The organism is Actimicrobium antarcticum (assembly GCF_039536745.1).
Taxonomy (GTDB): Bacteria; Pseudomonadota; Gammaproteobacteria; order Burkholderiales; family Burkholderiaceae_D; genus Actimicrobium; species Actimicrobium antarcticum.
This window is the reverse complement of the sequence record NZ_BAAAZE010000007.1, coordinates 249,920-275,820: the sequence shown is the minus strand read 5'-3', so window position 1 is coordinate 275,820 and position 25,901 is coordinate 249,920. Positions and strand designations below refer to the sequence as shown.

Here is a 25,901-nt window from a genome sequence, read left to right as displayed (position 1 = left end):
AGCAGCGACGCTAAGGCAGCAGCGTCCCGACCGCATCGGCGCTCAGGACTTTCGGGATGCGTCCCGGCTGGTAGTCCGTCAGGCGATGCAGCAGGCTGAGGTCATCGGCTTCATGCATCAGCAATTGCCGGTGGTGCGGGCGCAGGAAACCCTGCGTCACCATGTGGTCGACAAACGTGATCAGGCCGTCATAGAAGCCGTTGACATTCAGCAAGCCGATCGGCTTGTCGTGAAAACCGAGCTGCGACCAGGTCAGTACTTCAAATAATTCTTCCATCGTTCCCATGCCGCCCGGCATCGCAATGAAGCCATCCGACAGCGACGCCATCATGGCCTTGCGTTCATGCATGTCTTTGACGACATGCAACCGCGTCAGGCCGGCGTGGCCGACTTCCTTGTCCACCAATGCGGTCGGGATCACGCCGGTCACGTCGCCACCGCAGCGCATCACTTCGTCTGCGATGACACCCATCAGGCCGACATCTCCGCCGCCATAGACCAGCGCGATGTCCTGCTCTACCAGCGACCTGCCCAGTGAGCGTGCCGCGTCGGCATACAGGGTGGAGGCGCCGGGGGACGCGCCGCAATAGACGCAAAGTGATGTGATCATGGTGTCGGGTTCGGGCTCAGCCCAGCTTTGCCTGGTAATTGTCGGCCAGCTGCTCGAATCGCAGCAGCGTGTCGCCGCGCAAGTAGGGCCGTATCAGCGACAGCACCTGATAGCAACCACGTGCCAGTGCATCGGCCATCGCTTGCTTCTCGGTATATTTGCGTGGATTGAGGACATATTCGTAAGACAGCCAATAAGTCGCAACAACCACCATGTTGGTCGCCAGCGCATCGATTTCGAGGTCACTTGCCTGCAATGCCTGGCCGGATCGCAAGCCGTCGCAGAGCTGACGGGCAACACCAATCTTGTGGGCAAGAATCAGTTTGAAATCCAGTTCCACCTTGCGATTGCGTGAGAGCAGGTCGCTCATGTCGCGGTAAAAAAAGCGGTAGCGCCAGACCAGTTCGAACATCAGATGCAGGTAGCGCCAGACATCTTCGATGTTCGGCTGGCGTGCATCCGGAACACCCAGCATGTGCGACATTTCGCTTTCGAATTGCACGAAGATCGAATTGACGATGTCGTCTTTATTGCGGAAGTGATAGTAGAGATTGCCGGGCGAAATGCCCATCTCGTCCGCGATCACCGTCGTGGTGATATTGGGTTCGCCAAATTCGTTGAACAGGCGTAGCGAGAGCTCAAGGATCCGCTCGCGGGTGCGACGCGGTGCTTTTTGTTGCGTGGTCATGGAGAGTCGCCGAATTGAATGTGCGGCTAGCATAACATCGAAGATTCCGGCCACGGCTAGTGTCTGTGGCGGTCTCTGGTCCATGCATCGTGACGCTACTTTCAACCCGAATCAGCGCGGCAGCATGACAGAGTCGATGACCTGTATCACGCCATTGTCGGCAAGCAGATCGCTCTCTGTCACATTGACACCATTGATCGTGATTTTGCCATTGTCAGAGGTTAATGTGACGGCATCCCCCTGCATGGTTTTGATGGGGCCGGGTTTGACTTCCGATACCAGGATTTTGCCCGGAACGATATGGTGGGATAGCAGTTTGGTCAGCTTGGCTTTGTCTTTCATCAACAACTCCAGGGTGCCGCTCGGCAGTTTTGCAAAGGCTTCGTCGCTGGGTGCGAAGACCGTGAAAGGCCCGTCTTTTTTAAGCGAGTCGGTCATGCCGGCTGCCTTGACGGTCACCAGAAAGGTCTTGAATGTGCCTGCCGTGGCGGCGGTATCAATCAGGTCGGTGGCGTGTGCGGCGGTTAGCGAGAAGGACAGTACGATCGTGGAGACCATGGCTGGTATGCATGTTGATGTCATGAGTTCCCCTTTACGTTGTGCAACAGTGGGTGGAAGTTCCGGTTTTTGAATGCGGAATCACTGATAGTAGTTGTCATATAATCGAAAAAGTTCAACTTCACTTCGTTTCCAGAAAATCGTATCGATGATCCCGACACCCAAACTCTCTTTCAAGCAACAGCAATTAATCGTGAGAGAAGCGTCGATCATCAAGGCGGTACACAAGTTGCTCGCCCAAAAAGGCTATGAACTGATGACGATGGACGAAGTCGCCGCCGAAGTCGGGATTGCCAAGGCCAGTCTGTACAAGCACTTCGTATCAAAAGAATCCCTGGCGGCAGCGGCCATGACCGACCTGATCGAGAACACGCTGACCCATGTACGCGCGTTGCCCCCGGAAATGCCAGCGATCGATAAATTGCGCGGTATCTTGCAGTGGGCGCTCGAAGTCAGGATGCAGGGTGGCTTGCCAACGCTGCCCTCGGACAATAAATTTCTGCGCGAATCCTTGCTAGGCAATACCCGTTACATCAGCAAAGTGATGGACCTCAACGAGCTGCTTGGCGGACTGATTGATAGCGCCCGCACCACCGGCGCGTTGCGCGCCGATTTGCCGATCGAGGTCATCTTGCTGACCATCTATGCACGCTCCTGCGATCCGAGCGTCGACTATCTGAAAATGATGGGTCTGTACACCGATGCGCAGATTGTGGCCTTCATGATGTCGACCTGTTTCGACGGGCTCGGGGTGGCACCCGCACCGATCTGATTTCATCGATCACCTGTTGCTGTACACCCTGGTCGAGTGCCAGCGCGACATGACCGATTCCCTGCACGGCGATGTTGGTCGCGCCATCGAGATGGCAGGACCGTTGCGGCGCCACGATGTTGTCATGGTGAGAATAGATCGAGACCATCATTGCACGATGCGCGATGTCCTCGCACCGATTCAGTTGTTGTAACCAGTCACTCGGCACCATGCCGGCCTTGTCGGCATTGCAGCGCATCTGTTGCGCGTTGATGCCGATGCCGTGTCTGGCCAACGCTGTACCATGGTGCGGTGTTCCCAGCATGATGACTTTGGCGATGCGGTTGTCGCCGTGAGCGCGCAGGCAGGCACGGGCAACCAGGCCGCCCATGCTGTGTGCCACCAGCACCACCTGGTCGCTGCCGGTGTCGTGAATCAGCGTGGTTATGGCCTGCTCGACCGATGGAACATAGCTGTCGATATCGGCCAGAACCGGTTCCAGGTTCACGGCGTGGTGGGTGATGTTGGCGGCGCTCAGTCTCCGGCTCAGCGAGCGCCAGTAACCGCTGTTGCACCCGTAACCATGGATCAGCAGGACGGGCAGTCCGACCGGATGTCGTGCCGGTTTTTTTTCAAATGCGTGGAACGCCATGCTCCAGGAAGAACTCAGCATGCTGGCCAGGAATTCCGTGCAGAACAGGCGAGTCGTCTGACGCAAGTTGATCCGGGCCGGTACCGGCGTTTCACTGCGAAACCGCCACGCCAGCCGGAAGCTGTTCGCCGTGATCGATAACCTGACCAGCACTACCAGCACGATGCTGATTGCGAGTGCCAGCCAGGCATTCCGGACATGCAGGACGGTGATCTGGAGCACCACCAGACCGGCCGCAACCAGACACTGCGCAAGCAGCAAATAGCGCATGTAGCGTGTCACCACGTCAGCAGCTCGCGCTCACAGGGGCACTAGCCGCGGTGCCGGTTTTCCGGTCAGCGATTGCGCCAGTCCGCTCGCCAGCATTGCCGTGATGGCATAGATCGACAACTGCGGATTGGCGCCGATCGAGGTCGGAAACAGCGACCCGTCATGGACCGACAGATTCGTGATGCCGTGATAGCGACCATTCGACGACACCACGCCAAGGCCCGCATCGTCCGACATCGTGCAGCCACCCATCACGTGCGCGGAGACGACACGCGCCAGCAGCGGTTTCAGCGGCAAGCCTTCAATCGCTTTTTTTGCGCTGGCCCAGCTACCGTAGCCCTGAGCCAGTTCATGCACCGGATAGACCGTTTTTGCGCCGCTGGCGAACTGGATTTCTGCCATCGACAGCAATGCACGCCGGGCTCCGTTCCAGAAAAAATCGTTCAGCCGATAGTCCAGCACCGGCGATCCGTTTGCTGCCAGCAAAACCTTGCCACCGGTCGACTGCGCGTGGAAGCCGTCGCGCAGCAAGGCCAGCAGCGCATGGGTATGGGCAAACTGCTGCATCATCGCAGCATGCTGCGCGCCGAAGCCCTGCATCGTCGTCGCAAACAGCAGCGGATGCAGCGGTGGCGCTTCGAGCTTGTAGCCGAGAGGGCCATCGATGGCCTGCGTCGTCAGAAAATGATCGGAGTAAATCGTCTGCGGCGCACCGGCGTAGGCATTGACCTCCTGCTCGTAGAATCCTGCCGAGATCAAGGTCGGGTGCAGGAAGGTGCGCTGGCCCAGCAAGCCATTCGGATTGGGTGCTTTCGAGCGCAGCAGCAAGGCCGGCGAATTGATTGCGCCGCCGGCAAGCACGTAATGCCGGGCGCGCACAACCAGCCGTTTGCCGGTGCGTGCCAATCCGCTAGTATCCATTGCGCTGCAGAGCAGGCTGTCGATACGGTCACCGGTAAAGATGAACTTGTCAGCGCGGGTGTGCGTAAAGAGCAGAGCGCCTTTCGATAACGCAGACGGGATGGTCGTCACCAGCATCGATTGTTTGGCATTGGTCGGGCAACCCATGCCGCAATAGCCCAGATTCCAGCAACCGTTCACATTGCGCCGTATGGCCGCAGTCGGAATCCCCAGTCGGGTTGCGCCACGTCGCAGCAGATCATTGTTTTCGTTGGGAGGCAGCTGCCAGTCACTGATATGCAGGCGCTGCTCCATCATGCTGAACCAGGGCGCGAGATGAGTCGACGTATAGCCTGCCAGACCGTAATGCCGTTGCCAGTGCAGCAGCGTGTCGTCGGGCGTACGAAAGCTGGAGGTCCAGTTGACTGTCGTCGAGCCACCGACCGTGCGTCCCTGCAGAATATTGATCGCTTTGTCGCGGGTTTTTCGGGCGGCAGATTCCTGGTATAGCGACGGATAGGCGTCGGCTTCGCGCATTTTGAAGTCGCGCGAGGATTTCAGCGCGCCTTCTTCAAGCAAGAGCACTTTCAGACCTGCCAGCGCCAGCGTTTCCGCGGTGACGCCGCCGCCCGCTCCGGTACCGATAATGACGACATCGACGTCGAGGATGCGGTCGCTTTCCAGCGTCGCCGCGTCGGTGACGTTCCATCCTGCAGCAAGGCCTGCCGCAATCGGATCGGGAATTGGATTATTGTTTTGCAAGAGAATTGCCATGGTCAGCGCAATACCTGTATCGGACCGGGATAGCCTATCGACGCCCAGGTTGTCTCGTCGGCGTACCAGGACCCCAGGATCAGGTCGTGCAGAGCGGCATAGGCACTTTTCAACAGGGCCAGGCGATGGGTGCGCCAACTTTGCAGGAAAGCGGCAACATCGTTCGGCTTGGCGTCCTGCCACTGGGCAGGAACCCCTGTGAGCAGTCGCCGGGTGACTCCGAACGAGAGCAGCGCGAACAGATCCTGTATTTCTTTTTGGGTGGTCAAAGGCAATCCGGCGATGGCAGCGAGCACGCGATCGGTGGCTTGCGTGACGGTTTTCCGGTTTGCGGGAGCGGCACCCTGGAGGACCACTGCGATGATGCTGGAGAGGGCCAATGCCGCCTCGCCATCAAGCGTGAATTTTTCGGGTAGCGATACCGGCCGCATCAGTCGGTAAATGCCGCCGGCGGAAGCCAGGGTCACGGCTCCTATCACTCCGACCTTGAGAAAAGAGCGACGCGTGGTCGAGGTCTTCAATGCCATGGTTTCGCTCTGGTTGTTTTTTTCAGTGTACCGCAGCGGCAGCCGGGTATCCCGTACAACGCAATCGCGACGAAGTGACTATTTCTTTTTTGGATAGGCGACGTTGATGACGCGCGTTCCTGCCAGACGATCGTGCAGAAATTGTCTGGCAGGATCGAGCAGGCACAGTGCAGCCCAGACGACGATGTTTACTGTCGGAATGACTACCAGCATCCAGCCCCTGGCACCCAGCAGCCAGGCAGCCAGCAGGCCAGGAACGATCCACAGCCAGCTCAGCGCGAAACGGGCTGCAGCGCGCTGCAGAGAGACATTCCCGCCGTCTTTGGCAACCAGGCGTACCTTCCAGGTTTTCATCGCCAGTGTCTGACCACCATGGCTCCAGAACCAGATGAAGTAGGCGCCGATCACGAAGAACAGCCAGTATTGAAGTATGCCGCGCAGATATAGCGCATTGCGCTGTTGCAGCAGGGTGCCGAACAGCCAGCCTGCGATGAAGACAACGCCGAACAGCAGCATGGCTTCATAGACCATGACTGCGATACGTCGGAGTACGGAAGGTGGTGCGGATAGTTCTTGCATCAGGGCAGTTTCGATGGTGTCGGTGAACTGGTCGGCGCCGGGGCGAGGGCGGGTTGTGCTGCCCCCGCGGATGGGGAAGCCAGTGGTGCTATTTCGATGGCTGGCGCGACGACGGCCTTTTCAGGGGCTGCCTTTTCGTATGGCTTGGGCGTCGGCTTGACGGTTGCCGACGTGGAAGGCAAATTGGCAACGCGTTTTTTTGCGGCGATGTCGGCAGCGAGTTTTTTCTTTTGGTCTTCGGGGAGTTGCTGGTATTCCTCCCACTGGGCCGATTTCTGGCTTGCATCCAGTTTTTTGGTGCGCGTATAAATTTCACGCGCAACCCGACGCTCATCGGGCGTCAGCTTTGCCCATTCGCGCATTTTTTCCTGGACGCGCGATTGTTCTTCCGGGCCCATGTTGCCAAAGCGGTTACCGATTTCCAGCCATTTCTTTTTGCGAAATGGTTCGATTTGGTTCCACTCGTCGGCCAGTGGCGCGAGTGCTTTTCTTTGCTGTACGGTCAGTTCCGACCACAATGGACGGGACGTTGTATCGGGCGGAGCTACCTGTTTGCTTGCAACGGACGTGGGCGCCGGAGTGGCGGGCGGCGATATGGAAGGAACAGCCAGTGCGGCAAGTGCAGCCAGCGCGATGCCGGCCACGAGGATGATTGCCATCCATCGTGGTTTGCCGGTGGTAACAGCGCCGCGTCCCATCATCAATCCGTCTGTCTGGCCAGATATGCGCTGAAGCCGTGATCCAGGTAGGCGGACAATGGCAGCTCATCGGACAGCACGGCCGCATCGATATCGGCTATTTCACTGATGCGCTGCTGTTTTTCAAATTTGTACATGCCGGACAAACCGATCACCAGTGCGATCAGCGGGATCACCAGCCCGGCGCGATTGAGCCATGGTGACGATTGCTGAAAAAAGCCGCCGACCTGTCCTGCCAATGCGCTCTTGGCAGCCCTGACGTGCAGGGGTGTCGAATTGCGCTTCATGCCGAGGGCTTTCTGGCGCGCGGCGGCTAAACGGTCGGTGGTTGCCGCAGGCAAGTTGTCCAGGTTTTCGTTGAGCGCGTGCCGCACTTTGTAAGCGAAGTTCAATTCTCTGTTGTTCATAGCGTAATTCCTTTGGCTTTTAGCGCCTGTGCCAATGAGTGCGTGGCCCGGGAACAGTGCGTTTTGACGCTGCCTTCCGAGCACCCCATGGCTGCAGCCGTTTCGGCCACGTCGAGGTCCTGCCAGTAACGCATCAGGAATGCCTCGCGTTGACGAGCTGGAAGTTTTTGTACCTCCCTATCGATGGCGTTCAGCGTTTGTTCGCGCTGCAGTTTGTCGGCGCCCGATTCCGAGGCTTGTGATCCGTTTTCGGCATTGTAGTGGTCGAGCAATTCGTACTCGTCACCCGCTTCGCCATTGCCCGTCATGCTCGAAAACAGCGTGACCCAGGTATTGCGCACTTTTTCGCGCCGAAAATAATCATGGATCGTGTTTTGCAGGATGCGCTGGAACAGCAGAGGTAATTCAGCGGCGGGTTTGTCGCCGTAGCTTTGTGACAACTTGATCATCGAATCCTGCACGATGTCGAGCGCAGCCTCGTCTTTACGGACGGCATAGACGGCCTGCTTGAAGGCGCGACGCTCTACATTCTCAAGGAAATCGGAAAGTTCTTTATCAGTTGCCATGCAAGGTGGCGGACCATAACCGGACCGCCTGAAAAAGTCAGTGAATTCAATTCGTTAAAGGAGGAGACGTAGCCTTACGTGAAACACTGCGCACTCTAGCAAAAAACTATATCCAGTGCATGATTTTTGCGTAAAAAACATGAGGGCGACGGCAATTTCAACTGTTTTAACTTGACCTAAATGGTGCGACGCATTAACGTGTGTCTCCCTCTCGCACCGCAGAGACCTATGGTCCCGTCGCCAGCCATGCACAACACGGCACTGCGGCAGGACGCGCTTTACCATAAGGCTGTTTGCTTTGTCCCGTGCCACAAGCGCGAGAATCCTGTATTGAAGTGTTCGATCCTCCGGCTGAACGAGTCGCGTTGACCGAGTTCGAGGCATCCTCCTGCGAGGGTGTCGACAACCGCGGAACCGCACAAAAAAGGAATGCCCGAGACCCGCCCGCCTACACTGGATTCGCCAGGAACAAGCATCCGATCAATCTCCAATGGACCTTGAAAGGAACGTACCATGAACACTGAAACAAATCTGGAAATGACCGGCGCAGAAATCGTTGTCCGGTGTCTCGCCGAAGAAGGTGTCGAGCACGTGTTCGGCTATCCCGGCGGTGCAGTACTGTATATCTACGACGCTATCTACAATCAGGACAAATTCCGTCACATCCTGGTTCGTCACGAACAAGCCGCAATTCATGCGGCAGATGCCTATTCCCGCAGCTCCGAAAAAACCGGCGTCGCCATCGTCACGTCCGGACCCGGTGTGACCAATGCGGTAACCGGTCTGGCAACCGCTTACATGGATTCGATCCCGATGGTCATCATCTCGGGTCAGGTGCCATCGCATGCCATTGGCCAGGATGCTTTCCAGGAATGCGATACCGTCGGTATTACGCGCCCCTGCGTGAAGCACAACTTCCTTGTGAAAGATGTCAAGGATCTGGCCATGACGATGAAAAAAGCGTTCTACATCGCCAGAACCGGTCGCCCCGGTCCGGTACTCGTCGATATCCCGAAGGACATCAGCATGCACAAGTGCGTGTATGACTATCCGAAGGAACTTGAAATGCGTTCGTACCGCCCGGTCGACAAAGGCCATTCCGGACAAATCCGCAAGGCAGTGCAGTTGCTGCTCAGTGCGGAACGTCCAATGATCTATACCGGCGGTGGCGTGATCCTGGCGAATGCCTCGGCCGAGCTGAATCAGCTGGTCGACAAGCTCGGATTCCCGTGCACGAATACCTTGATGGGACTTGGCGCCTATCGGTCGACCAGCGAGAATTTCGTTGGCATGCCCGGCATGCATGGCACCTACGAAGCCAACATGGCAATGCAGAATTCGGATGTGCTGATTGCGATCGGCGCGCGCTTCGACGACCGCGTGATTGGCAATCCCAAGCACTTTTCGTCGGTACCCCGCAAGATCATCCACATTGACATCGATCCGTCGTCGATTTCCAAGCGTGTCAAGGTCGACATTCCGATTGTCGGCAACGTACGCGATGTGCTTCAGGAACTGCTGTCCCAGCTGGACGCCGCAGAAGCGGCTGCGCAAAAGCCGAATCCGGTGGCCCTGGCCAGCTGGTGGAAGCAGATCAATACATGGCGTGGCAAGGAATGCCTGAAATTCGCGAATTCGGATATCGTCATCAAGCCCCAATCGGTGGTGCAAAAAGTCTGGGAAGTCACCAAGGGTGATGCCTTCATCACCTCCGATGTTGGTCAGCACCAGATGTGGGCTGCGCAATACTACGGCTTCGACAAGCCACGGCGCTGGATCAACTCCGGCGGCCTCGGCACGATGGGCGTTGGCCTGCCGTATGCCATGGGTGTGCAGATGGCCAATCCGGATGCGACCGTTGCCTGTATCACCGGCGAAGCATCGATCCAGATGTGCATCCAGGAACTCGCAACCTGCAAGCAATATCACCTGACGCCGAAGATTATCCTGCTCAACAACCGCGTGCTCGGCATGGTGCGGCAGTGGCAGCAAATCGATTACAACGGCCGCTATTCCGAGTCCTACATGGATTCACTGCCGGATTTCACCAAGCTGGCCGAGTCGTATGGTCACGTCGGCATGAAGATCGAAAATCCGAAGGATATCGACGGTGCGTTGAAAGAGGCGTTCGCCATGAAAGACCGTTTGGTGTTCATGAACTTCATTACGGATCAAACCGAAAACGTCTGGCCGATGGTGAAAGCCGGCAAAGGCCTGACTGAAATGCTGCTTGGATCGGAGGACCTGTAATCATGCGCCATATTGTTTCCGTACTTCTGGAAAATGAAGCCGGCGCCTTGTCCCGCGTCGTGGGGTTGTTCTCTGCACGTGGCTACAACATCGAAACACTGACCGTGGCACCAACCGAAGACGCGACCCTGTCACGGATGACGATCGTCACCAATGGTTCGGACGATGTCATCGAACAGATCACCAAGCACCTGAACCGGTTGATCGAAGTCGTGAAAGTGGTCGACCTGACCGAAGGTGCCCACATCGAGCGTGAACTGATGCTCATCAAGGTCAGGGCAGTCGGCAAGGAACGTGAAGAAATGAAGCGGACGACGGATATTTTCCGTGGCCGCATCATCGATGTCACCGAAAAGACGTACACAATCGAGCTGACCGGCAACAAGACCAAGCTCGATGCCTTTATTGATTCGATCGACCACGCATCGATACTCGAAACAGTGCGCACAGGCGGTTCGGGAATAGGCCGCGGCGAGCGCATCCTGAAAGTGTGAGGCAGCCCGGTTTACAAAAACCGGGCTTGATGCAGCGAGATGTCCTGTAGTCCACGACTAATTAACCAAATAACAAACAAATTAATTCAAGGAATTCCCATGAAAGTTTTTTACGATAAAGATTGCGACCTGTCCCTGATCAAAGGCAAAAATGTCGCCATCATCGGTTACGGTTCCCAGGGCCACGCCCACGCGCAAAACCTGAACGATTCAGGCTGCAACGTCACCGTTGGTCTGCGCAAGGATGGCGCTTCCTGGAACAAGGTCAAGAACGCCGGCCTGAACGTCGCCGAAGTCAACGATGCCGTCAAGGCTGCCGACGTCATCATGATCTTGCTGCCAGATGAAAACATCGCGCAGGTCTACAACGAAAACGTCGCACCGCACGCCAAGCAGGGCGCCGTCCTGGCGTTTGCTCATGGCTTCAATGTGCACTACGGTCAAGTCGTGCCACGTGCCGACCTCGACGTCATCATGATCGCTCCGAAAGCACCAGGCCACACCGTGCGCTCGACCTACTCGCAAGGTGGCGGTGTGCCGCACCTGATCGCCGTCTACCAGGACAAATCGGGCGTCGCCCGTGACATCGCCCTGTCGTACGCGATGGCCAATGGTGGTGGTCGTGCCGGCATCATTGAAACCAACTTCCGTGAAGAGACCGAAACCGACCTGTTCGGCGAACAAGCCGTCCTGTGCGGTGGTGCGGTCGAATTGATCAAGGCGGGTTTCGAAACATTGACCGAAGCCGGTTATGCGCCGGAAATGGCGTACTTCGAGTGCCTGCATGAATTGAAATTGATCGTTGACCTGATCTATGAAGGCGGTATCGCCAACATGAACTACTCGATCTCGAACAACGCCGAATATGGCGAATATGTCACCGGCCCGCGCATCGTCACCGAAGACACCAAGAACGCCATGCGCCAGTGTCTCAAAGACATCCAGACCGGCGAATACGCAAAGAGCTTCATTCTTGAAAACAAGGCTGGCGCACCGACCCTGATTTCACGTCGTCGTTTGACGTCCGAGCATCAGATCGAAGAAGTTGGCGCCAAGCTGCGTGCGATGATGCCTTGGATTGCGAAGAACAAACTGGTCGATCAATCGAAGAACTGATTTGGTTTTCTGGTTTTGAAAAACCGTGCTTCGGCGCGGTTTTTTTTTGCCTGTTGCGGGTACAGCCTAGGCAGCGTCAAACACCGTTTGACCGCCCGCGGTACTATGCCGTATCGCGGCGTAGCGATCCACCTGCGCTGAAATTTCCAACAACTATAAATAAAGGCCACTCATGAGCACAAAAAAAGTAACTGCACCCATCATGGATTTTGGTATCAGCGAGAAGGATCGTAGCAAGATTGTCGACGGACTCTCGCACCTGCTTGCAGATACCTACACCCTCTATTTGAAAACCCATAATTTCCACTGGAATGTTACCGGTCCGATGTTTCAGACACTGCATCTGATGTTCATGGGTATGTATAACGAGCAGTGGCTCGCCGTGGACCTGGTGGCCGAGCGCATACGCTCGTTAGGCGCGCCAGCTCCTGGTACGTACGAACAGTTTGCTGCACTGACGGCCATCAAGGCGAGCACAGGATTGCCGAACGCCAAAGAGATGATTCGCGAACTCGTCGAAGGCCAGGAAGCGGTCGCCCGCACTGCCCGTGCGGTGTTTCCGATTGCAGAAAAAGCTAACGATCAGCCGACCTGCGATTTGCTCACCCAGCGCATGCAGATTCACGAAAAAAATGCGTGGATGTTGCGTAGTTTGCTGGAAGAATAAATCGTACGCGGCAACGTTCAGCGCACGTCGAAAAGCCATGCAATTGCATGGCTTTTTTTACGAGAAATATATTGGCAGCAATTGAATTGCACGCAGCTGATCGGTGAGTCGATGTCATGCCGCGTGAAGTTACGTCTAGCCCTGTTTTTGGCTTTTATCGCAAGGTTGTATTGTAAAAATGTTTGGCACCGGGTGGTTTGCTCGGGTCGGCCGGCGCATACTGCAGCTTACACTTTTTGGGAGGATCGACGATGTCGCGACTGATCAACGGAATTTTTTGCATCGTGCTGTCGAGTGCCGCAATGGCAGCGCAGGCGCAGGTTGCCACACCGGCAGCGGGAACACTGCTTGTCATGCCTGCCGAGGGCGACGTCAAACGCGCCAATGACCAGGCAACGGCGACGTTGATGATCGAGGAACAGGACAAGGACAAGTCGGTCGCGGCGTCCCGCGTCAACCAGAAGATGAAGCAAGGTACCGAGATCATCAAGCGCGAAGATCCCCGGGCCACCTTGACCACGCGTGGGTACTACACCTACCCGGTGTATTCCGATGAACCGCAAAAGCCGTCTGCCAAGCCACGTCAACCGGTGGGCTGGCGTGTCGGCCAGTCGCTCGATATTGTTACGACCAATTTAGCCGGCTTGCCGAAAACCGTCGCCGCTGCCCAGCGCGTGCTTGCCCTGAATGGTCTGGCGTTTTCGCTCAGTGAAGTTGCTGCGCGCAAGCTCGATGATGAACGCATCGCGGTGGCCATCAACAATTTGAATCAGCGTATTGCGGCTGCTGCGAAGGCGCTGGGGCGCAATCCGGCCGATGCCGTCATCGAGAGTATCGACTTTGAAGGTGCCAGCAGCCGCATTCAACAGGATAGTCCGATGGCCATGAAAGCCATGCGCGGTATCGCGACCGAGTCAGTCGTCGAAGAACCGAGTTTCGAGCCAGGTGAGACGACCTTGCGGCTGCAGGTGGTCGGAAAAGTGCGCTTCAAATAAGTCGATGAAACAGCTCCTGCCCATCTTGTGCGCCGCCTGCCTGTGTGCCTGCCAGCCAGCGGTGCCTCCGCCGGACCCGATTGCGCGTCAGCGTGCCGTGCTGGACAAGGCAAAGGCAGTCGAGGGCTTGCTGCAACAACAGAATGATCAGCGCATGAAGGCGCTTGAAGAAGCGCGCTAAGCGACGTTGTGCGTTTGTCGGTACGGAGATATCGCAGCGAGGCGCACTTTACGACGTTGCTCGACTAGAATAGCGTCGCGAAGCCGGGCTTGGCAAATCGCCCCGTGGTATCGGGCGACTGACAGGCCTGGCCACTTTCTTCTGGCGGCAGCATTTTGTATCGGATTTTGCATGGCATCTTTTAATCGACGTAAACCAAAGCGTGGCGGGTCCGCGCTGGCGGCCATGCTGCGCTTCAAGCGACCGGGACCGTCTCAGCAATCAGGCGATTTTGCGCACCGGAACCAGTCATTGCGCCGACGCGGTATTTATCTGTTGCCGAACGCGTTCACGACAGCAGCCTTGTTCTGCGGTTTTTACGCCATCGTCATGGGCATGAACCAGAATTTCGAGCACGCGTCGATTGCGATTTTCGCGGCGATGATTCTGGATAGCATTGACGGCCGGGTGGCCCGCATGACGAATACCCAAAGTGAATTCGGCGCGCAATACGATAGCTTGTCGGACATGGTGTCGTTCGGTGCGGCACCTGCGCTGGTGGTCTACGAGTGGTCGTTGCGCGGCATGGGCAAGCTCGGCTGGCTCGCTGCGTTCGTCTATTGTGCCGGTGGCGCGTTGCGACTGGCCCGTTTCAATACCAACATTGCGGTGGTCGACAAACGCTATTTTCAAGGCTTGCCCAGTCCGGCGGCAGCCGCGATGGTGGCCGGTTTTATCTGGTTGATGGATGACCTGGGTTTTGCGGGTGAAGACCTGACGTGGTTTGCGTGGGCGATCACGTTGTATGGTGGTTTGACGATGGTCAGCAATGTGCCGTTTTACAGTTTCAAGGATGTGAATTTCCGCAAGTCGGTGCCGTTCATCGTCGCCTTGCTGATCGTGCTGGGTTTCGTTGCGGTGTCGACCGATCCGCCAAAATGGCTGTTCGGCCTGTTCGTGACTTACGGCTTGTCCGGATATGTCGTGTATTTCTGGCGGCTGATCAAAGGCAAGCCGGTGAGCATCGTAGAGACCACGTCCGACGAAAAGTAAAACGACACCGGCTTTGTGCTGCATCAGAAAAGCCGGTGTTGGGCGCGTTAGTCTGGGTAACTTCATTCACCAACCAATGTGGAGTTAGCCATGAGCCTGATCTCATTCATCAAGGATGCCGGCGAAAAATTACTCAATGCCGCCTCAGTCAAGCAAGACGACGCAGACGCACCGCTCGACGCACCAGTCGATACGTCGAGCGAGGAGTTGCACGGCAAGGAGAGGGTGCTGGAACAAGCGATCCTCGACTACATGAAAGTCCAGAACCTGCCGACCGATCAATTGACAGTGACCTATGATGCGTCCAGCACCACGGTGACGGTATCGGGTTCGGTACCGGATCAGGCCACGCGTGAAAAAGTCCTGCTTTGCTGCGGCAACGTGCAGGGTGTCGCGCACGTAACTGACCTGCTTGTGGTGCCGGCCGGAACGGAGTCGGAGTCACGCATGTACACCGTCAAAAGTGGTGACACCCTGTCCAAGATTGCGGCCAGCTTTTATGGCGATGCCGGCAAGTACCAGCGGATTTTTGATGCCAACCAGCCGATGCTATCGGATCCGGATAAAATTTACCCCGGCCAGACCTTGCGCATTCCAACCTGAACAACGCCTTTCCCACCGTCGACACCTCCCCGCGAGTCGGATCAATGAGTTGCACTTTCATTCGATCCGACTTATAGTTTTTCTGCAGAACGATGAGCCCGGCGCCGCAGTACGGACATCCGACTAGCTGGCATGGCGCCAGCTTCCTCTCCAGTACGCCGGCGCATCGGGCGTACCATCATCTTTTCTCATGATCAAGCTGCTGCAGCTGAAGTAGCCTTCGACGGCTGCGCCGTTCTGCACCGACACTATCCATTCCGATCGACGTTCCAGGGAGTTCCGCATGTCCGCATCAAACAAGCTCATCATTTTCGACACCACGTTGCGCGACGGCGAGCAGTCACCCGGCGCATCGATGACCAAGGATGAAAAAATCCGTATCGCCCGACAACTGGAACGACTCAAGGTCGATGTCATCGAGGCGGGTTTTGCAGCAGCGTCGCAAGGGGATTTCGAATCGATCCAGGCCATCGCCGGCATCATCAAGGATGCCACCGTGTGCTCGCTGTCGCGCGCCAACGACCGCGACATTGCCCGCGCCGCCGAGGCGCTCGCGCCAGCCGAGCGCAAGCGCATCCACACCTTCATCGCCACCTCGCCGCTGCACATGGAAAAAAAGCTGCGCATGACGCCCGACCAGGTGTTCGAGCAGGCAAAGCAGGCGGTGCGCTTCGCCCGCAATTTTACCGATGACGTTGAATTCAGCCCGGAAGACGGCAGCCGTTCGGATGTCGATTTTCTGTGCAGGGTTATCGAGGCAGTGATCGCCGAAGGCGCGACCACGATCAATTTTGCCGACACCGTTGGCTATGGCGTGCCTGAACTGTACGGCACGATGCTGCGCACCTTGCGCGAGCGGATTCCGAATTCCGACAAGGCGGTCTGGTCGGTGCATTGCCACAATGACCTCGGCATGGCGGTCGCCAATTCACTGGCCGGCGTGATGATCGGTGGCGCGCGCCAGATCGAATGCACGATCAATGGTCTGGGCGAGCGTGCCGGCAATACTGCGCTGGAAGAAGTCGTGATGGCCATCAAGACGCGTCGCGACTACTTCAATTTCGACCTCGGTATCGACATCAGCCAGATCGTCGCCACGTCCCGGCTGGTATCGCAGATCACCGGCTTTGCCGTGCAGCCGAACAAGGCCGTGGTCGGCGCGAATGCGTTCGCCCATGCTTCCGGTATCCATCAGGATGGCGTGCTCAAGGCGCGCGATACCTACGAAATCATGCGTGCCGAAGACGTCGGCTGGGCCGCCAACAAGATCGTGCTGGGCAAGCTGTCCGGTCGCAACGCATTCAAACAGCGTCTGGAAGAGCTGGGCATTTCGCTGGAATCGGAAGCCGAGGTCAACGCCGCCTTTGCGCGATTCAAGGAACTGGCCGATCGCAAATCCGAGATTTTTGATGAAGACATCATGGCATTGGTGGCGGATGAAGCGCAGTCGCAGGGCAACGAGTATTACCAGTTCGTGTCGCTGTCGCAGCAATCCGAAACCGGCGAGAAGCCGCGTGCCAATGTCGTCTTCTCGATCGACGGCAAGGAATCGCGCTGCGCCGGCGAAGGCAACGGACCGGTCGATGCCATCGTCAATGCGATCGAATCAAAGACCGCCAGTGGCGCCGAGCTGCTGCTGTTTTCGGTCAATGCCATTACGACGGGCACGCAGTCGCAGGGCGAAGTCACGATGCGGCTCTCGAAGGCCGGCAGGATCGTCAATGGCGTGGGTGCTGACCTCGATATCGTGGTTGCCTCTGCCAAGGCTTACCTGTCTGCGTTGAATAAATTGCATTCGAAGACAGAGAAACTGAACCCGCAGCTGTAGTCATTGCTCTGCGTACGCTTAGCGGCCCGGAAATCGTGAGTCCGGGTCGAAGCGCAGGTCGGGTCCGTTGAGCATCTGGCTGACGATGCCCTGCTCGTCAAAATGGACGTGCATCATCGAATCCCAGACGTCGCTTTCCTTGTACGCATAGGACCAGACTTCCTGCCGGATGCGCGGTAGCGACATGGTCTCTCCCGGTGCGCCGATTGTGCGTAACACAGTGTCTTTGGTCGACTTGCCGGGAATAATGGTGGCGAAGACGGCACTCGTCAACACCTGCCGGTACGACGCCAGATGGCCGTCGGGGGTGATGCGTGCCATCCAGGTACGCTGGCCCCACGGGCCCTTGGCATATTCGAGCAATTGGTCATTGCCATCACGATAGCGATGGGTCGGTATGCCTAGTTGGCTGATAACGGTGGCCTCGGTGTCGCCAGGATGGACTGGTGGCGCGAGCAGGGCGGCACAGCCGCTGGTCAGTAAGGTGAAGGCCAGAATGGCGGGTCGAAAAGAGAGCATGGGCTGTGTTTTCTGTGGGGTGGCTTAAATCGGCTAGACGGTTTGAACTGCCTGCGGCTTTGCTGTACACTTCGCCACCGGCCAATTTGTGGTCGGCGCAGTAAAAATTCAGTTTCACCATAGTTGCATAAACCCGTAGTTCACGGTGTCTGGGGTGACAACTCCGTTCACCGCCTGTGAAAGGTAACACTCATGTCGATGGAAAAATCCAGCAAAGCCGCAATCATTGCGGACAATGCGCGCGGTCTTAACGATACCGGTTCCCCGGAAGTGCAAGTTGCACTGCTGACAGCCCGTATCAATGAATTGAATGGTCACTTCAAGGCCCACGCCAAGGACCACCACTCACGCCGTGGTTTGATCATGATGGTCAATCGTCGCAAAAGCCTGCTGTCCTACCTCAAAGGTAAAGACGCGACGCGCTATCGTTCACTGATCGAAAAACTCGGTCTGCGTAAGTAATCCTGGGACCTTGCATTAATTCCCACGGTTCTTATTGCTGAAATGCCCGCATCGGCCCTGCCGATGCGGGCATTTTGTTTTTGATGGACATGTAGAAATTTGCAGGAAGACGGTCGCTCCCTCGTGACGATCGTTGGTGGTGAGGTGAACGACAGCTCCTGAAAATCTGTCGGCAAAATAGAAAGGAATCACCGTGTTCAATAAAGTAACCAAGACGTTCCAGTATGGCCAGCATCAAGTCACGCTGGAAACCGGCGAGATCGCTCGCCAGGCCTCGGGCGCCGTGCTCGTATCGATCGAAGATACCGTCGTGCTCGCCACCGTGGTGGCCCGCAAGGACGCCAAGCCAGGCCAGGACTTCTTTCCGCTGACCGTCGACTATGTCGAAAAAACCTATGCCGCTGGCCGCATTCCCGGTGGCTTCTTCAAGCGTGAAGGCCGTCCTTCCGAAAAAGAAACACTGACCTCGCGCCTGATCGATCGGCCGATGCGTCCGCTGTTCCCTGAAGGCTATCTGAATGAAGTACAGATCATCATTCACGTGCTGTCGGTCAATCCTGAAATCGATCCTGATATTGCTGCAATGATCGGTGCTTCGGCTGCGTTGTCGGTCTCCGGTGTGCCGTTCAGCGGCCCGGTTGGCGCCGCCCGCGTCGGTTACATCAATGGTCAGTACGTATTGAATCCAACCACGTCGCAGCTGAAGACGTCGGCACTGGACCTGGTCGTTGCCGGTACCGAAGCCGCCGTCCTGATGGTCGAGTCGGAAGCCCAGCAATTGTCCGAAGAAGTCATGCTCGGCGCCGTGGTGTTTGGTCATGACCAGATGAAAGCCGTCATCAACGCGATCCACGATCTGGTGCGCGACGGTGGCAAGCCGGAAATCGAATGGGCACCTGCTGCCAAGAATGAGGCGCTGATTTCGCGCGTGGCGCATTTTGCCGAAGCCAAGCTGCGCGATGCTTATCAGACCAAAGACAAGCAAGCCCGTACCGCCAAGCTCAAGACCGCCACGACCGAAGTGCTCGATGCACTGAAAGCCGAAGCGGCCTCGGTCAACGGTGTTGCACCGGACAGTTCCGACGTGAACAACATCCTGTTCGATCTCGAAGCCAAGATCGTGCGTTCGCAAATCCTCGATGGCGAGCCACGCATCGATGGTCGCGACACGCGTACCGTACGACCAATCTCGATCCGCACCGGCGTGCTGCCACGGACCCATGGTTCGGCACTGTTCACCCGTGGCGAGACGCAGGCACTGGTCATCGCTACCCTGGGCACCGCCCGTGACGAGCAAAAGATCGACGCGCTGATGGGCGAGTACAGCGACCGCTTCATGCTTCATTACAACATGCCTCCGTTCGCCACTGGCGAAACCGGCCGCGTCGGTACACCGAAGCGTCGCGAAATCGGTCATGGTCGTCTGGCCAAGCGCGCATTGCTGGCAGCCCTGCCACCAGCTGAAGAGTTCAGCTACTCGGTCCGTCTGGTGTCCGAGATCACCGAGTCGAACGGTTCGTCGTCGATGGCATCAGTCTGCGGTGGTTGTCTGGCGCTAATGGATGCCGGTGTGCCGATGCAGGCGCACGTTGCCGGTATCGCCATGGGCCTGATCAAGGATGGCGGCAAGTTCGCTGTTCTGACCGACATCCTGGGTGATGAAGATCACCTGGGCGACATGGACTTCAAGGTAGCCGGTACCGCCAAAGGCATTACCGCCTTGCAGATGGATATCAAGATCCAGGGCATCACCAAGGAAATCATGCAGGTCGCATTGGCCCAGGCCAAAGAAGGCCGCATGCATATTCTCGACAAGATGCAGGAGGCCGTGCCGGTCGGTCGTACCGAATTGTCCGACTTCGCACCACGCCTGATCACCATCAAGATCAATCCGGAAAAAATCCGTGACGTGATCGGCAAGGGCGGCGCTGTCATCCGTGCGCTGACCGAAGAAACCGGTACGCAAATCGACATCAGCGACGAAGGTGTTGTGACCATCGCATCGGTCGACGCCAGCGCCGGCCAGGAAGCCAAACGCCGCATCGAAGAACTGACCGCATCGGTTGAAGTCGGCAAGATCTACGAAGGCACCGTCCTGAAACTGCTCGACTTCGGCGCCATCGTCCAGGTCATGCCAGGCAAGGATGGCTTGCTGCACATCAGCCAGATCGCCAACGAACGCGTCAATGCGGTCGCTGACTACCTGAAAGAAGGCCAGCAAGTGCGCGTCAAGGTCCTTGAGACCGATGACCGCGGCCGTTTGAAATTGTCGATGAAAGCCGCCGTCAGCGACGAGTCGGCAGCAGCACCAGCAGCACCAGCAGCGCCAGCAGCACAATAAGACCCGACTTCCGGTCTCCCGAAACCGTCCGTGGCGCAAGCCACCGGCGGTTTTTTTACGTCCGTGGCCGTGTCGGGCGATCTGCCGTCGAACTCCTCGTACAATGCAGTTTTTCCTGAGAGGGCTATCTCATGCGCGCAATCGAAATCACCCAGTTTGGCGGGCCGGAAGTACTGGTCCTGTGCGAACGTCCTATGCCGGTTCCCAAAGCCGGTGAAGTCTTGATCAAGGTGTCGGCGGCCGGCGTCAATCGCCCCGATGTATTCCAGCGCACCGGGAATTATCCGGTGCCGCCGGGCGCATCGGATTTGCCCGGACTGGAAGTTGCCGGAGAAATCGTCGGTGGTGATCTCGACGGCCGGCCGTTTCTGGTGGGTGACCAGGTCTGTGCGCTGGTGCAGGGTGGTGGTTATGCCGAATATTGTGTCGCGCCGGTGGGGCAATGCCTGCCTGTGCCGCTCGGTCTCAGCCTGCTGGAAGCCGCTTCGCTGCCTGAAAATTTTTTCACGGTCTGGAGCAATGTGTTCGATCGCGTCCATTTGTCCGGTCAGGAAACCTTGCTGGTGCAGGGTGGTTCCTCCGGCATTGGCGTGAGCGCCATCCAGCTCGCGGTGGCGCTTGGCCATCGGGTCTTTGCGACCGCGGGGTCGGAGGAAAAATGTCGCGCCTGTGAAGCACTGGGTGCGGAGATCGGCATCAATTACCGTACGCAGGATTTTGTCGAGATCGTCAAGTCAGCGACTGCCGGCAAAGGTGTCGATGTGATCCTCGATATGGTCGGCGGCGATTACCTGCCACGTGAAATCGACTGCCTGGCAGATGATGGCCGGATCGCGCTGATTGCCCTGCTAGGCGGCGCCAAGGCGCAGGTGGATCTCGGTCAGGTATTGCGCCGCCGGTTGACGATTTCGGGTTCGACACTGCGTCCGCGGTCGGTGGCATTTAAAGCGGAAGTTGCCGTGCGTTTGCTGACCACGGTATGGCCGTTATTCGCGCAGAAAAAAATCAAACCGGTGATCTATCAAACCTTCCCGCTGGATCAGGCAGCTGCTGCGCACGCATTGATGGAATCGAGCGCGCATGTCGGCAAGATCATGCTGCAGGTTTGACCCGCGCAGGCCCCTGAGGATAGAATGGCGGGTTATTAAAATCAGGACTCTCCTATGCGTCGCAAGCTCGTCGCCGGTAATTGGAAAATGAACGGCAATCTGGCTGCCAACAGCACCTTGCTCAATGAACTCGTCGCAGCGCTCGGCACATCGGCAGCATGCGATGTTGCGGTTTGCGCTCCTGCTCCGTATCTGTCGCAATGCCAGCAGCAACTTGCCGGCTCTGTCGTGGCGTGGGGTGCGCAAGACCTTTCAGCCCATGAATCTGGCGCCTACACCGGCGAAGTGGCCGGTGCCATGCTGGCAGATTTTGGCTGCAAGTACGTCATCGTCGGGCACTCGGAGCGACGTGCCTATCACGCAGAAAGCAATGCATTGGTAGCGCAAAAAACGCTGCAGGCGTTGCACTCGGGATTGGTGCCTATCGTCTGTGTCGGCGAGACGCTGGCGCAACGCGAAGCAGGGCAAACCGAGCAGATCGTTGGCGAGCAACTTGGTGCTGTGCTCGTTCTGCTGGAGCCGGCGCAGCTCAAGCGCATTGTGGTTGCGTACGAGCCGGTCTGGGCCATCGGCACCGGAAAAACAGCCACCCCGCAAATGGCGCAGGATGTGCACGCCAGCCTGCGTGGATTGCTTGCAGCACGCGATGCCGACGCAGCGGCGACAACGGCGATTCTGTACGGCGGCAGCATGAAGCCGGACAATGCGCGCGAACTGATGGCGATGCCGGATATCGATGGTGGCCTGATTGGCGGCGCAGCATTGAAATCAGCAGACTTCCTGGCAATCATCAACGCAGCCAGCGCGCAATAAATTATTTCTGCCGGTGTTCGGCAATCATAAAAACAGTGCAAAGCAGTACAACGCAGAACGATTACCGCCTCAAAACAGACGCTTCAAAACAGAATTGGATACCTTGCAATGAATACAGTATTAACCATCATCGTCGTCATCCAGGTCATCAGCGCGCTGACCATCATTGGCCTTGTGCTGATGCAGCATGGCAAAGGTGCCGACATGGGTGCGGCGTTCGGTTCAGGCGCGTCCGGCAGTCTGTTTGGTGCGACCGGCTCATCGAATTTTTTGTCCAAGTCGACGGGTGTTGCCGCCGCAATCTTTTTCTGTGCAACGCTTGCTTTGGCATTTTTTGGTACCAGCCGTTCCGTATCGACCGGCAGCGTCACTGACACGATGACAAGCGCGCCAGCAGCAGCGGTTCCGGCAACCACGGTCCCGGCAACTGCACCAGCGAATGCGGCAGCGCCAGCAACGCCGGCAGCGCCGACAGCACCAGCGACCGGTGCCGCTGCAGGTCAATCGGGACAGATTCCCAAATAAGTAAAAAAATCCCGTGTTTCACTCTGGTTCGATGCATTTGTGCATTGAACAAAAAGGGTAAAACAAGTTAGAATACGGGCCTCACGCCGACGTGGTGAAATTGGTAGACACGCTATCTTGAGGGGGTAGTGGCGAAAGCTGTGCGAGTTCGAGTCTCGCCGTCGGCACCAAACAAGAAAAAGGCCAGCGAGGTAAAATGCCTCGCTGGCTTTTTATCGAGGAATGCTGGTTTTTTCCTCGGATCAGTTTCATGTCAACCTGATTGCGACAATCGTGAACCTCGAAACTTACTTCCCCGTTCTGCTCTTCATTCTGGTCGGCATCGGAGTCGGTGTCGTTCCGCAATTACTTGGTCGCGTGCTCGCGCCATTCAAACCAGACTCTCAAAAAAATTCACCGTACGAATGTGGTTTCGAAGCATTCGAAGACGCACGGATGAAGTTTGACGTTCGCTATTATCTGGTTGCCATCCTCTTCATTCTGTTTGATCTTGAAACGGCATTTTTCTTCCCGTGGGGCGTCGCCATGCGTGACCTCGGCTGGCCTGGCTTCATCACGATGCTGGTGTTCATCGCCGAATTCGCCGTCGGGTTCTGGTACATCTGGAAGAAAGGTGCCCTTGACTGGGAATAAATCATGTCCATCGAAGGCGTACTGAACGAAGGTTTTATCACTACCACAGCTGACAAGCTGATCAACTGGACGCGCACCGGATCGATGTGGCCAATGACATTCGGTCTGGCCTGCTGCGCCGTCGAAATGATGCATGCTGGTGCCTCGCGTTACGACATGGATCGCTTCGGCGTGGTGTTTCGCCCCTCGCCGCGTCAATCTGACGTGATGATCGTTGCTGGCACGCTGTGCAACAAGATGGCACCTGCGCTGCGCAAGGTCTATGACCAGATGGCCGAACCACGCTGGGTCATTTCGATGGGTTCTTGCGCTAATGGCGGCGGTTACTACCATTACTCGTATTCCGTGGTGCGCGGTTGCGATCGCATCGTGCCAGTCGACATTTACGTGCCTGGCTGCCCGCCCACCGCCGAGGCGCTGCTGTACGGAATCATGCAGCTGCAAAACAAGATCAAGCGCACCAACACGATCGCTCGCTAAGCCTACCCATGACAACCAAACTCGACAACCTCGAAGCAGCTTTGCATGCAGCGCTGGGCGTGCAGATCACGAGCCTGACCAATGCGCTCGGTGAGATCACGATCGTCGTCAAGGACAGCAGTTATCTGTCCGCGATGCGCGTCTTGCGTGACCATCCCGACTGCCGTTTTGAACAACTGATCGATCTTGCTGGCGTGGACTACTCGACCTACGGCGATGGTGCTTGGGAAGGTCAGCGTTTTGCGGTTGTTTCGCATCTGCTGTCGCTGACCCATAACTGGCGCGTACGGGTGCGCGTGTTCGCCAGCGATGACGAAGTGCCTGTGGTGGCGTCGCTCAACGATATCTGGTCGTCGGCCAACTGGTATGAGCGCGAAGCATTCGACTTTTTCGGCATCCTGTTTGAAGGCCATAACGACTTGCGTCGCATTTTGACCGACTACGGTTTTATCGGCCATCCGTTCCGCAAGGATTTCCCGGTCTCCGGTTATGTCGAGATGCGCTATGACCCCGAGCAGAAACGGGTGATCTACCAGCCGGTCACGATCGAGCCGCGCGAGGTCGTGCCACGCGTGATTCGCGAAGAACAATACGGGACCAAATAATGGCTGAGATTAAGAACTACACCCTGAATTTCGGGCCGCAGCATCCGGCCGCACATGGCGTATTGCGCCTGGTGCTGGAGCTCGATGGCGAAGTCATCCAGCGTGCCGATCCGCATATTGGCTTGCTGCACCGTGGCACCGAAAAGCTCGCCGAGCAAAAAACCTATCTGCAATCCGTGCCGTACATGGACCGTCTCGATTACGTGTCGATGATGTGCAACGAGCATGGCTACGTGATGGCAATCGAAAAATTGCTCGGCCTCGAAGTGCCGCTGCGGGCCCAGTACATCCGCGTGATGTTCGATGAAATCACGCGCTTGCTGAATCATTTGCTGTGGCTGGGCGCCCATGCGCTCGACGTCGGTGCGATGGGCGTGTTCCTGTACGCATTCCGCGAACGCGAAGACCTGATGGATTGCTACGAAGCCGTCTCGGGTGCGCGTTTGCATGCGGCGTATTACCGGCCGGGTGGCGTCTATCGCGACCTGCCGGATGCGATGCCACAGTACAGCGCCTCGATCCTGCGCAACGACAAGGCGATTCGCCAACTCAATGAAAACCGTCAGGGCTCGCTGCTCGATTTCATCGAAGATTTCACCAACCGTTTCCCGCGCTATGTCGACGAATACGAAACACTGCTGACCGATAACCGGATCTGGAAACAGCGCCTGGTCGGCGTCGGCGTCGTGTCGCCGGAACGTGCCAAGGCCATGGGCTTTACCGGTCCGATGCTGCGTGGGTCCGGCATCGAATGGGATCTGCGCAAGAAGCAACCGTACGAAGTGTATGACTTGCTCGACTTCGACATTCCGGTCGGCGTCAATGGCGACTGCTATGACCGCTATCTGGTGCGTGTTGAAGAAATGCGCCAATCCAATCGCATCATCAAGCAGTGCGTCGAATGGTTGCGGAACAATCCCGGTCCGGTGATGACGAGCAACCACAAGGTGGCGCCGCCGTCTCGCGTCGACATGAAGTCGAACATGGAAGAACTGATCCATCACTTCAAGTTATTTACCGAAGGTTTCCATGTGCCGCCGGGCGAGGCGTATGCTGCGATCGAACATCCGAAAGGCGAGTTCGGCGTATATCTGGTATCGGATGGCGCCAACAAGCCGTATCGCCTGAAGATTCGCGCTCCCGGCTTTGCGCATCTGCAAGGTCTGAATGAAATGGCCAAGGGCCACATGATTGCCGACGCGGTCACCATCATCGGCACGCAAGACATCGTATTTGGTGAAATTGATCGCTGATTAGCGATCGCCATT

Annotated in this window: 30 protein-coding genes and 1 tRNA gene; 20 read left to right on the top strand and 11 right to left on the bottom strand. The window is 57.1% G+C overall.

Annotation, left to right across the window (positions count from 1 at the left end):
• Window positions 1-10 precede the first annotated feature (10 nt).
• From ABD720_RS07575 to ABD720_RS07565, 3 genes are all read right to left on the bottom strand, one after another.
• The gene (locus ABD720_RS07575) at window positions 11-607 is read right to left on the bottom strand and encodes an LOG family protein (protein ID WP_344762706.1); all 597 of its coding nucleotides are present in this window, start codon (window positions 605-607) and stop codon (window positions 11-13) included.
• Window positions 608-626: 19 nt separating this feature from the next.
• Window positions 627-1,298: a TetR/AcrR family transcriptional regulator gene (locus ABD720_RS07570; RefSeq protein WP_344762655.1), complete on the bottom strand. Its 672-nt coding sequence runs from the start codon at window positions 1,296-1,298 to the stop codon at window positions 627-629.
• 111 nt (window positions 1,299-1,409) lie between these two features.
• Complete coding sequence (locus tag ABD720_RS07565) at window positions 1,410-1,880, bottom strand: fasciclin domain-containing protein (protein ID WP_344762654.1); 471 nt, start codon at window positions 1,878-1,880, stop codon at window positions 1,410-1,412.
• Between the two features lie 124 nt (window positions 1,881-2,004).
• Here ABD720_RS07565 and ABD720_RS07560 point away from each other — a divergent pair, with 124 nt between their 5' ends.
• Window positions 2,005-2,628, top strand: coding sequence for a TetR/AcrR family transcriptional regulator (locus tag ABD720_RS07560; RefSeq protein WP_344762653.1), 624 nt, complete (start codon window positions 2,005-2,007; stop codon window positions 2,626-2,628).
• Here the strand turns inward: ABD720_RS07560 and ABD720_RS07555 are convergent.
• The 7 genes from ABD720_RS07555 to ABD720_RS07525 all read right to left on the bottom strand — a co-directional run bounded on the left by ABD720_RS07555 (window position 2,576) and on the right by ABD720_RS07525 (window position 7,980).
• A complete protein-coding gene (locus ABD720_RS07555) occupies window positions 2,576-3,541 on the bottom strand; it encodes an alpha/beta fold hydrolase (RefSeq protein ID WP_344762652.1) in 966 nt (321 codons plus the stop codon). The two genes, ABD720_RS07560 and ABD720_RS07555, sit on opposite strands and share 53 nt — an antisense overlap.
• Window positions 3,542-3,559: 18 nt before the next feature.
• Complete coding sequence (locus ABD720_RS07550; RefSeq protein WP_344762651.1) at window positions 3,560-5,203, bottom strand: GMC family oxidoreductase; 1,644 nt, start codon at window positions 5,201-5,203, stop codon at window positions 3,560-3,562.
• Between the two features lie 2 nt (window positions 5,204-5,205).
• Window positions 5,206-5,730 carry a hypothetical protein gene (locus tag ABD720_RS07545; RefSeq protein WP_344762650.1) on the bottom strand — a complete coding sequence of 175 codons (525 nt, stop codon included), beginning with the start codon at window positions 5,728-5,730 and terminating at the stop codon, window positions 5,206-5,208.
• A 78-nt stretch (window positions 5,731-5,808) separates the two neighbouring features.
• The gene (locus ABD720_RS07540; RefSeq protein WP_344762649.1) at window positions 5,809-6,309 is read right to left on the bottom strand and encodes an RDD family protein; all 501 of its coding nucleotides are present in this window, start codon (window positions 6,307-6,309) and stop codon (window positions 5,809-5,811) included.
• The gene (locus ABD720_RS07535; RefSeq protein ID WP_344762648.1) at window positions 6,309-6,968 is read right to left on the bottom strand and encodes a DUF3106 domain-containing protein; all 660 of its coding nucleotides are present in this window, start codon (window positions 6,966-6,968) and stop codon (window positions 6,309-6,311) included. The genes ABD720_RS07540 and ABD720_RS07535 overlap by 1 nt, the downstream gene beginning before the upstream one ends.
• Window positions 6,969-7,009: 41 nt before the next feature.
• Window positions 7,010-7,414: a DUF3619 family protein gene (locus ABD720_RS07530; RefSeq protein ID WP_344762647.1), complete on the bottom strand. Its 405-nt coding sequence runs from the start codon at window positions 7,412-7,414 to the stop codon at window positions 7,010-7,012.
• A complete protein-coding gene (locus ABD720_RS07525; protein WP_344762646.1) occupies window positions 7,411-7,980 on the bottom strand; it encodes an RNA polymerase sigma factor in 570 nt (189 codons plus the stop codon). The genes ABD720_RS07530 and ABD720_RS07525 overlap by 4 nt, the downstream gene beginning before the upstream one ends.
• Window positions 7,981-8,493: 513 nt before the next feature.
• Between ABD720_RS07525 and ABD720_RS07520 the strand changes: the two genes are divergently transcribed.
• The 9 genes from ABD720_RS07520 to ABD720_RS07480 all read left to right on the top strand — a co-directional run bounded on the left by ABD720_RS07520 (window position 8,494) and on the right by ABD720_RS07480 (window position 17,146).
• Window positions 8,494-10,230, top strand: coding sequence for an acetolactate synthase 3 catalytic subunit (locus tag ABD720_RS07520; protein ID WP_344762645.1), 1,737 nt, complete (start codon window positions 8,494-8,496; stop codon window positions 10,228-10,230).
• Between the two features lie 2 nt (window positions 10,231-10,232).
• Entirely contained in the window at window positions 10,233-10,724 is a 492-nt protein-coding gene (ilvN, locus tag ABD720_RS07515; RefSeq protein ID WP_344762644.1) for an acetolactate synthase small subunit, read from the top strand.
• Between the two features lie 99 nt (window positions 10,725-10,823).
• Complete coding sequence (ilvC, locus tag ABD720_RS07510) at window positions 10,824-11,840, top strand: ketol-acid reductoisomerase (RefSeq protein WP_344762643.1); 1,017 nt, start codon at window positions 10,824-10,826, stop codon at window positions 11,838-11,840.
• A gap of 172 nt (window positions 11,841-12,012) precedes the next feature.
• Entirely contained in the window at window positions 12,013-12,507 is a 495-nt protein-coding gene (locus tag ABD720_RS07505) for a Dps family protein (RefSeq protein WP_344762642.1), read from the top strand.
• A gap of 251 nt (window positions 12,508-12,758) precedes the next feature.
• Window positions 12,759-13,502, top strand: coding sequence for an SIMPL domain-containing protein (locus tag ABD720_RS07500; RefSeq protein WP_344762641.1), 744 nt, complete (start codon window positions 12,759-12,761; stop codon window positions 13,500-13,502).
• 4 nt (window positions 13,503-13,506) lie between these two features.
• Window positions 13,507-13,683, top strand: a complete 177-nt coding sequence (locus ABD720_RS07495) for a hypothetical protein (protein WP_344762640.1) — start codon at window positions 13,507-13,509, stop codon at window positions 13,681-13,683.
• A gap of 171 nt (window positions 13,684-13,854) precedes the next feature.
• Window positions 13,855-14,715, top strand: coding sequence for a CDP-diacylglycerol--serine O-phosphatidyltransferase (gene pssA / locus ABD720_RS07490; RefSeq protein ID WP_344762639.1), 861 nt, complete (start codon window positions 13,855-13,857; stop codon window positions 14,713-14,715).
• 90 nt (window positions 14,716-14,805) lie between these two features.
• Window positions 14,806-15,318 carry a peptidoglycan-binding protein LysM gene (gene lysM, locus ABD720_RS07485; RefSeq protein WP_344762638.1) on the top strand — a complete coding sequence of 171 codons (513 nt, stop codon included), beginning with the start codon at window positions 14,806-14,808 and terminating at the stop codon, window positions 15,316-15,318.
• Between the two features lie 283 nt (window positions 15,319-15,601).
• On the top strand, window positions 15,602-17,146 hold the full coding sequence (locus ABD720_RS07480; RefSeq protein WP_344762637.1) for a 2-isopropylmalate synthase: 1,545 nt from the start codon (window positions 15,602-15,604) through the stop codon (window positions 17,144-17,146).
• A gap of 18 nt (window positions 17,147-17,164) precedes the next feature.
• Here ABD720_RS07480 and ABD720_RS07475 read toward each other — a convergent pair whose 3' ends face one another.
• Complete coding sequence (locus tag ABD720_RS07475; RefSeq protein WP_344762636.1) at window positions 17,165-17,665, bottom strand: hypothetical protein; 501 nt, start codon at window positions 17,663-17,665, stop codon at window positions 17,165-17,167.
• Between the two features lie 192 nt (window positions 17,666-17,857).
• On the opposite strand from ABD720_RS07475, the gene rpsO reads away from it, so the two are divergent.
• The 10 genes from rpsO (at window position 17,858) to ABD720_RS07425 (ending at window position 25,886) form a co-directional block, all read left to right on the top strand.
• Window positions 17,858-18,127, top strand: a complete 270-nt coding sequence (gene rpsO / locus ABD720_RS07470; RefSeq protein WP_009664417.1) for a 30S ribosomal protein S15 — start codon at window positions 17,858-17,860, stop codon at window positions 18,125-18,127.
• 193 nt (window positions 18,128-18,320) lie between these two features.
• On the top strand, window positions 18,321-20,468 hold the full coding sequence (gene pnp / locus ABD720_RS07465) for a polyribonucleotide nucleotidyltransferase (RefSeq protein ID WP_344762634.1): 2,148 nt from the start codon (window positions 18,321-18,323) through the stop codon (window positions 20,466-20,468).
• Window positions 20,469-20,599: 131 nt separating this feature from the next.
• Window positions 20,600-21,577 (top strand): NAD(P)H-quinone oxidoreductase, encoded by a 978-nt coding sequence (locus ABD720_RS07460; RefSeq protein WP_344762633.1) that lies wholly within the window; start codon window positions 20,600-20,602, stop codon window positions 21,575-21,577.
• A 54-nt stretch (window positions 21,578-21,631) separates the two neighbouring features.
• Window positions 21,632-22,390, top strand: a complete 759-nt coding sequence (gene tpiA / locus ABD720_RS07455) for a triose-phosphate isomerase (protein ID WP_344762632.1) — start codon at window positions 21,632-21,634, stop codon at window positions 22,388-22,390.
• Between the two features lie 108 nt (window positions 22,391-22,498).
• Entirely contained in the window at window positions 22,499-22,915 is a 417-nt protein-coding gene (gene secG / locus ABD720_RS07450) for a preprotein translocase subunit SecG (RefSeq protein ID WP_344762631.1), read from the top strand.
• Window positions 22,916-23,000: 85 nt separating this feature from the next.
• Window positions 23,001-23,085: transfer RNA gene (locus tag ABD720_RS07445), tRNA-Leu, on the top strand.
• Window positions 23,086-23,188: 103 nt separating this feature from the next.
• Window positions 23,189-23,548, top strand: a complete 360-nt coding sequence (locus tag ABD720_RS07440; RefSeq protein ID WP_344762630.1) for an NADH-quinone oxidoreductase subunit A — start codon at window positions 23,189-23,191, stop codon at window positions 23,546-23,548.
• Window positions 23,549-23,551: 3 nt separating this feature from the next.
• Window positions 23,552-24,028 (top strand): NuoB/complex I 20 kDa subunit family protein, encoded by a 477-nt coding sequence (locus tag ABD720_RS07435; protein WP_344762629.1) that lies wholly within the window; start codon window positions 23,552-23,554, stop codon window positions 24,026-24,028.
• Between the two features lie 8 nt (window positions 24,029-24,036).
• Window positions 24,037-24,633, top strand: coding sequence for an NADH-quinone oxidoreductase subunit C (locus ABD720_RS07430; RefSeq protein WP_344762628.1), 597 nt, complete (start codon window positions 24,037-24,039; stop codon window positions 24,631-24,633).
• Window positions 24,633-25,886 carry an NADH-quinone oxidoreductase subunit D gene (locus ABD720_RS07425; protein ID WP_344762627.1) on the top strand — a complete coding sequence of 418 codons (1,254 nt, stop codon included), beginning with the start codon at window positions 24,633-24,635 and terminating at the stop codon, window positions 25,884-25,886. Before ABD720_RS07430 ends, ABD720_RS07425 begins: the two co-directional genes overlap by 1 nt.
• Window positions 25,887-25,901: the final 15 nt, after the last annotated feature.